The 15,191-nt window shown below is 43.3% G+C and carries 11 protein-coding genes; 2 read left to right on the forward strand and 9 right to left on the reverse strand.

The features are described 5' to 3' along the window. Positions 1-98: 98 nt before the first annotated feature. From J4N43_RS17480 to J4N43_RS17510, 7 genes are all read right to left on the reverse strand, one after another. Positions 99-1,790 (reverse strand): ATP-binding cassette domain-containing protein, encoded by a 1,692-nt coding sequence (locus J4N43_RS17480; protein ID WP_053350081.1) that lies wholly within the window; start codon positions 1,788-1,790, stop codon positions 99-101. Continuing rightward, a complete protein-coding gene (locus tag J4N43_RS17485) occupies positions 1,787-3,397 on the reverse strand; it encodes an ATP-binding cassette domain-containing protein (protein ID WP_005375287.1) in 1,611 nt (536 codons plus the stop codon). The genes J4N43_RS17480 and J4N43_RS17485 overlap by 4 nt, the downstream gene beginning before the upstream one ends. Positions 3,398-3,661: 264 nt before the next feature. Continuing rightward, positions 3,662-5,842: a TonB-dependent receptor gene (locus J4N43_RS17490; RefSeq protein ID WP_062730917.1), complete on the reverse strand. Its 2,181-nt coding sequence runs from the start codon at positions 5,840-5,842 to the stop codon at positions 3,662-3,664. A gap of 94 nt (positions 5,843-5,936) precedes the next feature. Next, complete coding sequence (locus J4N43_RS17495) at positions 5,937-6,905, reverse strand: siderophore ABC transporter substrate-binding protein (protein ID WP_054701806.1); 969 nt, start codon at positions 6,903-6,905, stop codon at positions 5,937-5,939. 53 nt (positions 6,906-6,958) lie between these two features. Further along, on the reverse strand, positions 6,959-7,912 hold the full coding sequence (locus tag J4N43_RS17500; protein ID WP_053307879.1) for an iron chelate uptake ABC transporter family permease subunit: 954 nt from the start codon (positions 7,910-7,912) through the stop codon (positions 6,959-6,961). Further along, positions 7,909-8,853, reverse strand: coding sequence for an ABC transporter permease (locus J4N43_RS17505; protein ID WP_033906772.1), 945 nt, complete (start codon positions 8,851-8,853; stop codon positions 7,909-7,911). The genes J4N43_RS17500 and J4N43_RS17505 overlap by 4 nt, the downstream gene beginning before the upstream one ends. Before the next feature lie 761 nt (positions 8,854-9,614). Beyond that, the gene (locus J4N43_RS17510; protein ID WP_054578652.1) at positions 9,615-10,535 is read right to left on the reverse strand and encodes a M14 family metallopeptidase; all 921 of its coding nucleotides are present in this window, start codon (positions 10,533-10,535) and stop codon (positions 9,615-9,617) included. A 172-nt stretch (positions 10,536-10,707) separates the two neighbouring features. Between J4N43_RS17510 and J4N43_RS17515 the strand changes: the two genes are divergently transcribed. Next, complete coding sequence (locus J4N43_RS17515; RefSeq protein WP_062730918.1) at positions 10,708-11,613, forward strand: DUF808 domain-containing protein; 906 nt, start codon at positions 10,708-10,710, stop codon at positions 11,611-11,613. 95 nt (positions 11,614-11,708) lie between these two features. Here the strand turns inward: J4N43_RS17515 and pyrC are convergent, their stop codons facing one another. Beyond that, a complete protein-coding gene (gene pyrC / locus J4N43_RS17520) occupies positions 11,709-12,737 on the reverse strand; it encodes a dihydroorotase (RefSeq protein ID WP_053350086.1) in 1,029 nt (342 codons plus the stop codon). 155 nt (positions 12,738-12,892) lie between these two features. Next, positions 12,893-13,057 carry a YqaE/Pmp3 family membrane protein gene (locus J4N43_RS17525; RefSeq protein ID WP_005375297.1) on the reverse strand — a complete coding sequence of 55 codons (165 nt, stop codon included), beginning with the start codon at positions 13,055-13,057 and terminating at the stop codon, positions 12,893-12,895. Positions 13,058-13,324: 267 nt separating this feature from the next. Here J4N43_RS17525 and J4N43_RS17530 point away from each other — a divergent pair, with 267 nt between their 5' ends. Then, positions 13,325-15,142 (forward strand): hybrid-cluster NAD(P)-dependent oxidoreductase, encoded by a 1,818-nt coding sequence (locus tag J4N43_RS17530; RefSeq protein ID WP_062730919.1) that lies wholly within the window; start codon positions 13,325-13,327, stop codon positions 15,140-15,142. The last annotated feature ends 49 nt before the right edge of the window (positions 15,143-15,191 follow it).

Below are 15,191 nucleotides of genomic sequence, written 5' to 3' on the forward strand. Positions count from 1 at the left end.
TCAGAATTATAACCTTGAGAATTCGCTTTATTATTATTGCTTTACAACATGCCTGTAAGATTCTTTAGATGATACAATGTGCTAAAGTGACAAAAAACTCAATTGACACCGCTTAGATTTAAGTATTGATTGTTATTAGTTTCTTCAGCCGCCAATTTGTCCCTACTTTTCAAGGAAGTAGAGTTGTACTGTGCAACTATAACTCTTCTACCCTCAATCGTGAGTTCCAATGTGGGTGACCATATATTCTGATCGCGATGCGTCACAATAATCACGGTCGAGTTCAATGTTTGAATATGTTGAGCAATACTTTTTTCGGTTGCTTCGTCTAATGCTGCCGTCGCTTCGTCGAAAATGAGGATTGGCGCCTTTTTAATGAGAGCTCGCGCAATTGCGACTCTCTGTCTTTCACCTCCTGACAACCCTGAGCCTCTTTGTCCTACTGTTTGATGTATTCCTTTAGGAGATGAGTCAATAAGTTTGTCCAATTGTGCGTGTCTTGCAAAGCTCTCAACTTCATAATCACTTGCATTGGGATTACCTAACCGAATGTTATCCGCCAATGTGCCAGTAAAAATGACCGGTTCTTGAGCAACATAGGCTATATGCTGGGTGAGCACGTCATAAGGGATACTCTTTAGATCTATCCCTCCGAGCGAAATAAGACCTTGGTCAGGATCATCAAACCTTAGAAACAGGCCCAGTAAAGTGCTTTTGCCACTGCCACTGACTCCATTGATGACGACGGTATCACCTTGTTTGATCTCCGTGCTAGCATCTTCAAAGAGATCTAAATGGCCCACAAGGTTCAGTTCGAACTTATGGTTTTTGGGGGAGGTTGCAAATTGAGGATTAGGCTCAGGCAGAACAGGGACATTCGTTAACTGAGCGTAATTTTTAATTGAGGATTTTACGTCGTTAATCGCAAAGCCTGCCAACGCGAGTTCACCCAAAGGTGCAGCTGCACGGGTAATCAATATCAATAAAGCCAAGACTAATAAGGGTTGAGTAATCGGCTCTAGGACGAGATAGATGGCGATACCTGCAAGGGGTAAAATCGTTGCCAATCCTGATACTAAGGTTGCGATAGAAGCGTTACGATTAATAGTTGAATGAGCTTCTTCTTGTGCGTGCCAACTCTGTTCAATACGCTCGATTGAGCGCTCAGGCCCCGCTGTTGAGCGAAGTAACTCAAGGTGATCTATGAGCTCAAGTGTTGATTTAGTCGCTTGAAGCTCTGCGTCATGTCGGTCGCTATCTGAGCGACTTAGGTATCTTTGCGCCTTGTACTGAACGAGCAGTGCAACTAGTAACAATACGGCACTGAGTAGTGCAATTTCACCTCCTCCAACGACCCCAATACCGATAATTAAAAATATGGGTAACATTGGAGAGTGTAAAAATGTTTGTAGCTGATGAGCAGGAATGGCCATAAAGCCAGGTATTCCTCGTTCTGCTAGTTGAGTGAGCTGAGTTCTATGCTGATCATTAAACCAAGCTAACTTTGCTTTACTGAGCGAATGACCTACTGATGAATAAAGATCCCCAGCCAGTTTCGCACCAGAGAGAAATCCAGAACGAGTTACAATAACGGTAACTATCACAGTTAGAACAGCAGCTATTATGACGTTCAATGGTGAAGCTTGTTCGACAATAGATATTGCAAGAAATGTGTAAGCCGTTGCCTCAAATAATGCAACTAGTCCCCAACCTATAGCGACTCGATATAGACGGTGCTTTGCACTTTGTGGAATTGTCGAATTGGAATAGAGGGTATTGTGAGCCGTCATACTTCTTCATCCTGTCGTTGAGCCTTTCTGTTGAGCATCAATGTAGTGTCTGCAAGTTTCGCGAGTTCTGAGTCGTGAGTAATTATGATCAATATCTTGTCTTGTGTTTTCGCAAACTTCGCGAGATTTCTGATCACAGTGAAGGCCGTATTTTTATCGAGAGCACTGGTTGGTTCATCCAGTAATAGAACGTTGGCTTGAGTTAGAAATGTGTTAGCTATTGCGACACGTTGTTGCTCGCCTCCTGAAAGCACGCTTGCATCAGAATTGAGGTCAATCTTTAATTGAGCTTGTTGCAAAGCTTGGTTCAGCTCGTCGTCACTTGAACTTGGCGTTGATAGTTTCAAATTCTGCCTAATGGTAGTTTTGAGTACACCGATATCTTGGGGTACATAGCGTATGGCGGAGTATCGGGATATCTCAGAGAGTTTAGACAGTTGATTGCCTCCTAAGGTAACGAAGCCTGAAAGAGGTGTTTCTTGACCTGCTAATAGACGTAGTAACGTACTTTTGCCTGCTCCGCTAGGCCCCATGATGGCTGTAAATGAACCCCGTGGGAAGTAGTGGGAGAAGTTATCAATAATATTAACAGTTCCATTAGCCACTACGATATTTGATGCTTGTAGTGATAGCGGTTTTTCTCCCGCGCTCAAACTGCCACTTTCTATTTGTGGTTGCTGTAAAAAGTCGCTGATGTTCTTTGCAGCATTCTTTCCTGCGTTAACGTAGTCCAATCCATGGCCAAGCTTCAGTGCGGGTGATACGACGGCCAAACCAAAAAAGAATAGCGACGCCATTGCCACGGGACTTAATTCATAGCCAATGGTATAGGCCATTGCGAAAGTCGAAACCGCTTGAAGTAATGCGGTAGCAATTGCTGCTGGAAGGGCAACGCTACCAACCCATTTCACTATGCCGTGAGTAAAGCGTCTTGTGGCATCATTATAGCTGTCGAGTGCTCCTGCTTGCGTGCCGTAAATTCGATTTACTCGGATACCTCTTGTGTAGTCGTTTACTGCGGTAACGATATCACCCATTATTGTCATGCGCTCTTTGCCATGTTTAGCGGCGAACCTAGGTAAAAAGAGTAGGTAGTACAATGATGCAATTAGACCAGGGAGCAGAGTAAGCATCGCTACCGGACCTGTGAGATTCAACATGATAAAAATAGAAGTTGCGGGTACGACAATGAATGTCACGAGTTCTGAAGGCAAATGCGCAACCATGTGGTGAAGCGTGCTGATGTCTTCGGAAACTATGCGACGCAGTTGATTATCACCATATTGAGAGATGGTCTTGCTTGGCAAGCGCGTCAAGTGCTGAGCAACTTGGCGACGTAATCGAGTGGAAAACTGCGACTCGGCATCATGAACTAACCACGAGCCCACTGATGAGGCAAGTGCGCTAGCCGCCCAAAGTCCTATGGCACCGTAAATCCATTGGTTTGCAAATTTATCGATAAGGTTTATCAAGCATAGCAGTGCACCAACTTTTGCCACAGCGGCAAGTGCTTCACAAAACGTTCCCAAAGCAAGCTTCTTAATCGATGGCTTTAAGGCTGGCATTAAGCTAGGCGTAACGTAATGTTGGCTGATTTTACTTATCATATTGTCACCTTATCTAGCCTATCAAGCGAAAATAAGGAGAACGTGGTAGAGCATATTGAGCTCTTATCGTTTTTCATATAAAGCCTATGGAAGTGGACGTTGATGGATTATGTTTTGAATTAACTTTGGCCGTAGGTGTTGCGAGCTCTTTGTCTGCTTGAATGTTGAAGATGAGTACTTCCTTTGATTTGTTGTGAATTTTCATGAACAGCCAAATGGGAGTAAGTCCCCCTTAGAAGGCAGGCTAAAGGGGAGGTGGAGGGATTAGAAATCCGCAGTAGCTGACAGCATCACTGTACGTGGTGCGCCAAGAGCTAGGTCCGCATAGTGGGTGGTTGTCCAGTAATCTTCATCCAGTACATTGTTTACGCTAAGGCGCCAAACCACGCTTGTTTCAGCAATTTTTGAGTTGTAGCGTGCGCCAAGATCAAGAATAGTCTGTGCAGGTAATGCCTGAGTGTTTTGTGCATCAATGTATTGTTCAGACATATAGTTCGCTTGGCCGATAAGCGTGAGATCACGCATCGCAGGGAGGTTCCATTCTAATGCGAGTTTAGCTTGTAAATCGGGTAGCTTAGTTGCTTGTTTCCCCTCCTCTGTCACATCTGTTGCTTTTGTAATCTCTGCATCTGTATAGGCGATACCACCGATGAGTGTATAGTCCTTTGATAGTGTGCCGTAGAACCCCCATTCAATACCGCGATTGCGCTGTTCACCACCGAAAGAAAAAATGTTGGTATCCGGATCTTGGTACCCATTTGGCTTTTTAATCTCAAATAAACTGAACGTATGAGCAAAGCCGTCCAGGTCAAGCTTCACGCCTGCTTCAGTCTGTTTGGTTTTTTGGGGTTCAAAAGCCTCTCCTGCGTTTGCAGCGCTAGAGCCTGCTGTTTTCCCATTCGTTAAGCCTTCGGTGTAGTTACCATAAAGCGAAACTGAGCTCGAAACTTTGTATAATGCTGCAAGTGCGGGAGTGTAAGTACTTTCCTTAAACTTGGTGGTAGGAAGCGACATTCCGTTCATTATTATTCCAGATTCATAATCAATGCTCTGGTAACGCAAGCCGAGCGTGATTTGGTATTTCCCATCAACAAAAGATAACGTATCGGCAATGCCATAGCTGACCTGAGTTGAATCGATAGGTAAACCATAGTAGTTGTCGTAAACTGAATTTTCTGGTCCCCAAACAGGATCATAAATATTCGAGTTCCAAGGGGCTGGATTATTATTACCTGTTGGAGAATCATTTTTATCTTCTCTAAAGTAAATACTATTCAGTACAAGGTGGTGTTCTACTGGGCCAGTGTCAAAGTTGCTACGAACACCTATCTCACCTGAAGTCCGTTTGTTCTCAAGCTTAACTGATCCGAGAGATACCTCTAGGTTACCCTCGTTATCGATGATTTTGATTCGTTGCGGTATATTTGAATGAAAATCTGTACGGCTACCACCCAATGCGCTGTATACAGTTACAGAGTCACTAACGCTTAGCTCCCCGCGAATCATCATCCCTTTATCTTCGCTATCATTGTAGGCCCAACTTGGCGTCAATAATGTGTCAGATGGAGGAGGTGATGGGATTTTGAGACCAGAAGCGATGCTTAACCCACGGTTTGCACCTTCAACTCGCTCTGTACTGTAGTAAAAATCTGCTTCAAGGAAAGCAATGTCATTACGCCAATCAAGGCTTAATGATGCAAGTTGAGTTTTGTTGCTTTGGTTGTTTATCGCGGTGTCTCCATCTTTAAATGCACCGTTGAAACGAATACCAAATTCTTCATTTGTACCAAAGCGACGTCCAATATCGATATGTCCTCCGAATTGAGTGTCCGATAAGTAGCTGCCGGTGAAAGATGTGATTGGTGTTTCTTGTGCTCTTTTTGTCACTAAGTTGATGGTGCCACCAACAGATCCATTCGGTGGCATACCGTTGAGCAAAGAAGCAGGACCTTTAAGTACATCAATACGTTGATACATTTCAGGAGAGGTTCGGTAATAAGGAGCGATACCATACAATCCATTAAGCATAACGTCGCTAATGTCTGAGTTGAAACCTCTTATTTTGAAACTTTCTTTGTTTAAGCCGGTTTCACCGCTGGTGAAAACAGAGGGATCAGAAGCTGAGATTACATCTGAGATATCGCGTGCTTGTTGGTCTTGAATGTGTTTTTCTGTGTATCCAATCGTATTGAAAGGCGTTTCCATGAAGTTTTTGTCGCCAAGCATTCCTATATTACTCGCGTGAGAAACTTTGCCAGCGGCATAAACTCTGTTTGCTTCACCATAAACTGTCATTGATTCATCTACGACTTCTTCAGCTTGAGCGATACTAATTGGTACGACAAAAGTACTAAATTGAAGTGAAATAAAGAGGGCGATATGACATGGGCTTGGTTTGTTTTTCTGTGAAGAGTCCATCGCTATCTGATGATAGTCATGAGTCATTATAGATTCCTTTTCTTTGTTTGGGCTAGCTCACATCCGTTCTGACGTCGATTGAGTGTTGAATTACTTAAGATCCAACTCATTGTTATTAGATTTAGCTTTGGTAACCTTTTAGGATGTCTTCAATTATGATTTTCAGAGATGTGATGCTTGCTGAAGTGATGTACCAAGCATCGGCATCAACAAAAACGACGTTGTCGTTTTTCCATGCTTTGGTTTGACGGAGTAGTGGGTTTGCTAAGTGTTCCGCATCAATGACAGGCTTTCCTTCCATTACTGCTGTTCGATCAATGATGTAAAGAATGTCTGGATCAGCTTGGCTAATGAACTCGCTAGAAATTGGCTGACCATGCAAACCTGTCTCCACTTTTTCACTCGCTGGTTTTACCCCCAGAACATCGAAAACGAAGCCATAACGAGACTCAACGCCAAATGAGCTGAAAGCACCATTGTTATGCATGACAACCAAAGCTTTTTCAGAACGCTCTTTCGTAACAGCGCGCACTTCTGCGACTTTTGCATCGATTTCGGCAACTTTCTGTTGGGCTAGCTCCTGCTTTTCAAAGATCTCACCAAGCTCTACAAGGTGTTTCTTAATGGTATCGACGTGATGGTCACGACTATTACGGTAGTTGATGTCAAAATGTAAAGTCGGAGCGAGTTGAGAGAGTTCTTCATACTGATTAGCATGTAGCGGAGTCATCAATACGAGATCTGGTTTTAGGGCATAGATCTTTTCCATATTAGGCTGAACTATCGCACCAAGATCCGCTATCTCAGGTGTGTCTTTGTATTTCGCTAGAAAGTGAGGAACAAAGTCTTTCACCATTCCTGAGATTGGAACATTTAGCTGATCTAAAAAGTCCACTTCGTTCATATCTAATGCTGCCACTCGTTGAGGGCGATGAGAAATAGTAGTTGCTCCGAGATTGTGTTCAATCACGATGAGCTTTTCTAATGGCTGAGTATCTTCAATTTTAGTTATTTCCGGCTCGCAACCTGATAAGGTTCCTAGAGCGCAGCAAGCAAGCGCGATACTCAAACGTAGGGGGCTCTTAAACATGGGGTATTTCCTTTTTGTCAGTGAGTTGTCTTTAAACAGGCGAGTAACAGTTTTCATATTTGGCTTCTTGTTCTTATCGTGATGGCTAGGAAATATCCCCCACAAAGGACATTCACCAAAATAGAGACGGTGGTTTTAAAGTTAAATAAGTGCTCTACCAGAAGTTGACCAGACAAGAACATGACAATTGCAATAGCACAAGCAACGAGCAATATGTGTCTGTAGTTCGGTGCGCTAGTAACGGAATAAGCAATATTGGCAATAAAAATTCCCATAAAAGCCGTTGGGCCAATCAAGCTCGTCGAAATTGCTACTAAAATGGCGATTACAGCAAAGAACTTTGGTACATATTGCTTATCATTTAGTCCTAATGACATCGCTTGGTCTCGACCTAAACCTATCACATCTAGCTCGCGTGACCATCTGTTAGCAAAGAGTGCCAAAACGCTTAACGCAATACTGGAAAAAAGTAACGTAGAAGGTTTCGCTCGCTCAAACGAGGTATAGCTGAGCCCTTGAAGGATAGAGAATTCTCCAGGGCTTATTCTGAGCTGGATAAATTGAGCAAGAGTTGTCAGCACCATTGTCAAAACAAAGCCAATCAGCAGAACTTGGTGCATGTCATGTTTAAATCTATTGAGTACCCAAGATTGAATCGCTAAGGAATACAACAGAATGAGTATTGCAGAGACAGCGAAATTACCGACAACACCTAATGTAGCAATGCCAGAAGTGCCCCCTAGTAATAAGAGTAGGGTTTGCCAAACCAGATAAACCGACTCATATCCCATAATGGATGGCGTAAGAATACGATTACCAGCTAAAGCTTGGAAAATAACAGCAGAGATGGCCACGCAGCTGCCCCCAATAACTATGGCACCAAGTTTAATCAGCCTCTTAGGGATGACGTAATCAAAATCCCACCCAGAGCTTGTAAAGATAAAGGCGATAGACAGTATGCAAACGAGTATAATGCTCACTCGCATGTTTGAGTAATGTGATCTCATACTCGTGCTCCTTTCAAAAGAAACACAAGAAACATGACTCCCCCGATAGCACTGGCTGTTAATCCAATTGGGACTTCAAAAGGAAAGGCAACAACTCTGCCTATGACATCGCAAAAAATAAGTAACGAAGCGCCGCCTAGTGCAACGATTGGTAGGGTGTTTTTAAGGTGATCGCCATATTTTAGTGCGACTAGGTTAGGTATGACTAAACCGATAAAATGAATGGCACCTACGGTCACCACTGTTATAGCAACTGTCACGGAAACTAGCATTAGACCCAAGGCGGCAGTGAACGCAATATTAATTCCTAAGTTGGACGCAACATCTTCGCCCATTCCCATCACAGTAAACTTATGTGCATATAAGTAAGTCAGTAGGGTGATGGGTAAAATCAAGAAAATTATTTCATAGTGTTCTTGGACCACTTTGGAGAAATCTCCCATTAACCAACCGGACATACTCTGTAAGATGTTGTTTTGATAAGCATAAAACTCCGCTATAGCACTTAGTACACTACCAAACATAAGCCCAATCACAGGTATTAACGCAGAGTTACTGAATTTAATTTTTCGTACGATGGCAATGTAGATAAGGCCAGCGGCGAAGCAAAATAGTACGGCGAAGAGCATACGTTCAAGCTTGTCTGAGGATGGAAGCATGACGATAGATACCAAAATACCGAGCTTTGCCGCATCGATACCGCCTGTGGTGCCCGGCTCAACAAAACGATTTCTAACAATATGTTGAAGAATAACACCACATATTGCGAGACCAGATCCGGTAAGAATTAGTGCGATTAGCCTTGGTAATCTGCTAGCAGTAATCGGTAGCCAAGCTTTGTCATCCATGGTCAGCAATAACGACCAATCTAGTTGGTTTGCGCCGACGAAAATTGAAGTTAAGCACAGTATAAAAAACAGGCTTACTACGTGAATACTCATACAGAATCTGCCCCAAAATAAAGTGAGTTTCTCTTAACTTATGACTTGGGGATGGAATACGAATAATGAATATCTATTCGCATATAGGTTCTAAATTCCAACAAAACATAACCAAGTTATTTTTTATAAACATTAAGGTCACAATCCAGCCCTCAAAGTATCACTAGGCCATACCTAAAAATTCAACGTGCTGATTTAGCTTTAAAACTGGATTAACTAGCAAAAGAAAAGTGCCGCTTTCAATGCAAAGAGAAAGAGGTTCTCGATTTAAAATTAAAATACAAATGATAATTATTTTCATTATATCTTTGTTTTTTCGGTTAAGCAATGAGGTTCATATATGTTTCTCTAAAAAGATCAATCGCGTATAAAAAACAAGGCAATGGCTAATGCATGTGCTTTTGGGTAAGTGATTAAAAAATAAAGCCAAAGAGCATTAAGCTTTCTTATTGTTTAAGGATGTTTTTCGCTTCAGAAGCTCGTTGGTTGAGGTTTGATTTAAATGGTATGACGATAGTTTGTTCAGGAAGAGGAGTTAGTAGTGACGATGATGTCTAGATGTCGTTTGTATTTTAGGATTTATTAGATACCGCATTAAAATAGCGTCATAAAGTCGTGATGCTTCGCATCTTCAGTGTTAGCGATGTTAATGCGGTAATTTCTAATAAACTAGCGGATTAATGTCTCAACTTGCTTTTGGAGCAAAGTAAAGCTGATTCACAATTCAAAGACATCGTCAGTTGCTTTATTGTTAACCTGTGTTATTCGAGCTTACTTAGTACGTAATTCAAACCACCAACTACGGCTGCAACTTGCGCATCGTTGCATTCTTCGTCGGTCACCGTTGGGCTGTCTGGGTACACTTCCGTTGTCGTGCCGTAAACGCAATTTGTTACGCCGCCACACAGGCCCAGTTTTACCATTGGGTAGTTGATAACGCCAAACTGTACGACGGGTGAACCGATGATTTCGCCGTTTTCATCTGCTGGTGCAATGTGAGTCACTTTTGCAACTGACTCAATGACCGCTTTTTGGAAGTCAGGCTGAGGGTTTTCACTATCTCCCACCGTGTAAAAGCCATCTGGGATCATACCTTCAATGTACTCAATACCATCACGAGCAGCTAAGGCTGGACGGAACTCAGTTTCGTCAGAATCTGTCGTTTCATGTAGATCAATGTGCATTAACACATCGCCTAAAGTTGCAACTAGCTTTATGAGGTTAGCGGATTCTTCGGCAGGACTATCCTTATAGAAAGAGCGGTTTGGATCAATCGCGTTTGGATTCCAGCGGTTGATCACCTCGTAACCCCAAGGGCTTACGCAGGGGGCAACGACAATATTGAAATGCTCTGCATAGCGCTCTGCTTCCGTTTCTACAAACTTTAATGCGCCATGTACACCGCTGGTTTCGTAACCGTGCACGCCGCCTGTGACCAACACAACAGGTTTAGTTGAATCCCAATTGCGTGTTTTGATACAAAACAGAGGGAAGCGTGCCTCGTTGTATGAGAGCGCACCATATTGTTCAACATCAAAATGCCCGCGTAGGGCATCGATTTTACTGACGACTTCATCTTGGTAGCTACGTTTTACTTCTTGCGTTGCTAACCAAGCTTTACGTTCTTCTTCGGTCCAAGGTTGGCCAGGAGTACCGATCGGGTAAATGTATCCACTTTTCATCTATACTTTTTCTTTTGACTGCTGAAAGGTATCACAAGACTAGACCCGTCTTATCGTTACGGCAATATAAAACACCATTTGGGGTGGTATTCTTTGCAAAATCATCACTTTGATGAGTGATTCATTGGTGTTACATTTTGTTACTTACTCAATTTCATATAAGAGACCAAAAATGGCTGGAGCAAGTTTACTCACACTGTTGGACGATATTGCCACGGTGCTTGATGATGTCGCCTTAATGTCAAAAATGGCGGCAAAGAAAACCGCAGGTGTGTTGGGAGATGATCTAGCGTTAAACGCTCAACAAGTGTCTGGTGTTGCATCTGAGCGAGAGATTCCAGTAGTTTGGGCGGTTGCAAAAGGCTCATTCAAAAATAAATTGATTTTAGTTCCTTCAGCTTTACTTATTAGCGCGATTATTCCATGGCTTATCATGCCATTATTGCTAATTGGCGGCTTATTTCTCTGCTTTGAAGGGGCAGAGAAAGTACTTGAGAAAGTCTTTCCTCACTCGCATCCGCACGAAGAAAAAGAGGAGCTAGTTAATACTGGCGAGTCGATAGAAGAGTATGAAAGGCGTAAAGTTTCTGGTGCAATTCGAACAGACTTTATCCTTTCAGCAGAAATCATCGTGATTGCGTTAGGTACCGTGACAGGAGCCAGTCTTGTTACGCAAATTTTAGTTGTCAGTTTAATTGCAGTGATTATGACGGTTGGGGTTTATGGACTAGTCGCTGGGATTGTGAAGCTAGATGATTTAGGCCTTTACCTTGAAAGTCGCTCAAACGGTAAAGGTTGGGTGGCGAAAGTCGGAGGGGCCTTGGTCGCTTTTGCACCAAAGTTGATGAAGTTGTTAACCATTGTAGGAACTGCTGCGATGTTTTTGGTGGGTGGAGGAATTGTGGTGCACAACGTGCCAGCCATTCATCACTTTGTAGAGCCGATTATTATGAACTTTAGTGGCCATTCGGTTGCTACAGCCATTTTGCCTATTTTATTGAACGGTATTATCGGCTTTGTGGCAGGGTTAGTTGTGGTTGCGGTATGGACGATGGTTGAAAAGCTTCGTGGTCAATAATCACATCTAAAACATGAGACGATAGTAACAAGGGTCATGACTTCTTTTTACAAAAAGCATGACCCTGTTTTATAGGTGAAACGTCAGTAAAGTACTTACTTCACTTTCCACTCGATCTGTTCATTTGCTCGAATAGGCACAACGATATCATTGCCAAATGGCATCGTTTCTGGCACATCCCAAGCGGATTTTTCTAACGTTACCGTATCTGTGTTACGTGCAATGCCGTAAAAATCAGGACCGTTGAAGCTTGCGAAAGCTTCCAAGTTTTCCAACTTGCCTTCTTTTTCGAAGACTTCTGCATAAAGCTCTAGCGCTGCGTGTGCAGTGTAAGAACCAGCACAACCGCAAGCCGATTCTTTTGCCCCTTTCGCATGTGGCGCTGAGTCTGTACCTAGGAAAAACTTCTTGCTACCACTAGTTGCTGCTTCGATCAGCGCTTGCTGGTGGGTTCCGCGCTTAAGAATTGGCAAACAGTAGAAATGAGGTTTAATACCACCCACAAGCATGTGGTTACGGTTGAAAAGAAGGTGGTGGGCAGTGATGGTAGCCGCTACGTTGTCTGAGGCGTTGCTAACGAAGTTTGCTGCGTCGGCGGTGGTGATATGTTCTAGAACGATTTTAAGATTAGGGAAGTCATTGACGATAGGAGCGAGGACGGTATCAAGGAATTCTTTTTCTCGGTCGAATATATCAATATCGTGATGTGTTACCTCCCCATGAACCAAAAGTAACATTCCTACTTCTTCCATTGCTTCTAAAACGTGATAAATGTTTTTCGCATTGGTCACACCGGAATCTGAGTTTGTGGTAGCGCCTGCAGGATAAAGCTTGGCAGCAACAATGTTTCCGGTGGCTTTAGCCTTACGTACTTCGTCTGGTGTCGTGTTATCTGTAAGGTAAAGCGCCATTAAAGGCTCAAACTGCTCGCCATGTTGCTCTTTGAGAATTCGGTCACGGTAGGCTAGGGCGAGCTCAGTTGTAGTAACAGGTGGGACGGTATTTGGCATAATCAGCGCACGGCCATTGTAGCGGCTGATGTCGCGAACGGTGTCTTTAAGAACTTCCCCATCGCGTAAGTGAACGTGCCAGTCGTCAGGACGAGTGATAGTCAGTGTTGTCATTAATTGCTCCCACCATTGAAAAGTTGTCTGATTGGAGCCTAAGCGCCGTATTTGCTTTTGAGCAAACGCTTGCGCTTAGGCGACAGGATGATAGAGGAATTGCCCTCATATTTCATCCCATTTTTCAATTTTATAAAGAGTGAGAGTGTAAGTGGTTACTTCATTGTTAACCAAAGCGCGTGGATCGTACCTGGTAGAAAGAAGAAACACGTCAATATTAGATTAATCAAAAAGTCTTTATTTAGACCTTTCTCCATAAACACCGCGACAGGCGGAAGAAAGATACATAACAAAATCAGAACCAGTTTTCTTGTATCCATAATTAAGCTCCAAATCGATAAATGGGAGTAGTGATAACTTGGGTGAATTATGTGTGTCGTATCACACTTTATCAAACGGTATTTGGTCAGAACGGTGTTAAAAAACGCGAATGTTGAGTGTAGTAAATACTTGTCACTAAAACCAAATTTATAAGAATATGGTTTCGAGAAAGTTGCGATGGATGAAGAGGCAGTAGACTCTGCAACTTAATGTGATTTGAGTATACAATACCGCAACAAATAAAAAACACCCGTAGGAAGAAGGCAATGTCGCAACCCGTTTTATCCCAAATTAATGTTTTTCCGGTTAAGTCAGTTGGCGGATTATCGCTGTCGTCCGTATGGGTTGAGAAGCAAGGATTGAGCTTCGATCGTCGCTTTATGATTGCGAAAGCTGATGGCTCGATGATCACTGCGCGAAAGTATCCGCAAATGGTAACCATTAAGTCTGCCTTATTGTCCGATGGAGTGGTGTTTAGTAGTTTGGGTATGGAGCCACTTAAAATCCGTTACCAAGATTTCAAAATGCAGGAGACACCTGCAACGGTTTGGAAAGATACATTTACTGCCTATACCACGACAGATGATGCAGATGACTGGTTTAGTCGTGTTTTGGGGCAGCGCGTTGAGTTGTTATTTAGTGGTGAGCAATCGAATCGTGTCCGTGAAAAGCTAGGTCAAAACGTCAGTTTTGCTGATGGTTATCCGGTTTTAGTGATCAGCCAAGCTTCACTTGATGAGCTGAATCGAAGAAGTTCAGAGCTGCACTCAATGGATCAGTTTCGTACTAACTTAGTTGTCTCTGATACTAAGCCATTTGAAGAAGATTCATGGAAGCGCATACGAATCGGTGAGGTAGAGTTTGAGTCTCTCAAACCTTGCGAGCGCTGTATCCTGACTACGGTGAATACCCAAAGAGGCACATTCCGTGAGAGCAAAGAGCCGCTCAAAACCTTGCAACAGTTCCGTGCAAACGATGTCGGTGGTGTGTTCTTTGGCCAGAATCTTGTCGCGCGAAATGAAGGCATTATTCGTCAAGGCGATAAAGTTGAAGTATTGGAGTACAAAGAGCCGGAGTTTTACGCAGATAACTCGCCAGTGCGCATGAAGCTTACATGTGTTGAGCGTGAAGAAATTGCCCAAGACTTTGTGACCTTATGGTTAGAGCCAAACAAAGGTTCGTTGCCTAATTACTTGCCAGGACAACACCTGCCAATAGAGGTGAATATTGATAGTAAGAAAGTGGGTCGACGCTATACCTTATCATCCAGTCCTTCTCGTCCGGGTCGTTATGCTATTTCTGTAAAGCGTATCGCGGGCGGAAGAGTCTCTAACTCACTCTTAGACAACTTACAAGTCGGTGATGTTTTAGAGGCAGAACAACCTGACGGTCAGTTCCACCTTAAAACGCATGAAGCGCAGCCTCTGCTGTTACTCTCTGCGGGTAGCGGAGTAACACCAATGTTATCAATGGTGCGTTACTTAGCGGATCATAATCAGTTGGAGAACGTGGTTTTCTACCATCAATGTCGGACCGAAAATGATATTCCTTGTCGCTCAGAGTTGGAGCAGTTAAAGCGTGAGCACCCAGGGCTAGAAGTAAAAGTCTGTTTAACGCAACCTGCTGTTGATTGGTTTGGTTTGAAAGGGCGTTTAAGTTTGTCACACATTAAGCAAATCAAAGATGTTGAACAACGGCAGGTGTTTGTGTGTGGCCCGGATGGCTTTATGGATAAAGCAAAAAGTCTTCTACTAAGAAAAGGGCTGCCAGAGGAAAACTACCATCAAGAAGCGTTTGGAGTTTCTTCTCTTACGTCAAAGCCAGAGAAAAGTCTCGCTATTGACTTTAATGGAACGAAAGTCGTAGGCAACAACCAAAAAACGTTGTTAGATCAGCTCGAAGATGCTGGGAAGGTCATCAGCAATAGCTGTCGTGCTGGCTTATGCGGCGCGTGTAAAGTTCAGCTTACGTCGGGGCAAGTACATCATCCGGACGTGCCCGCGTTGACTGATGAGGAACGTGCAATGGGAACCGTATTGGCGTGTTGTGCTGTGCCAGAGACGGACGTAACAGTAACCAACTAGGCGAGAACGTCTTTGTCCTTCGACAAAAACTGCTCCTAGACAAAAAAAC

It is taken from the genome of Vibrio sp. SCSIO 43009 (genome assembly GCF_023716525.1).
In the GTDB taxonomy this organism is placed as follows: Bacteria; Pseudomonadota; Gammaproteobacteria; order Enterobacterales; family Vibrionaceae; genus Vibrio; species Vibrio alginolyticus.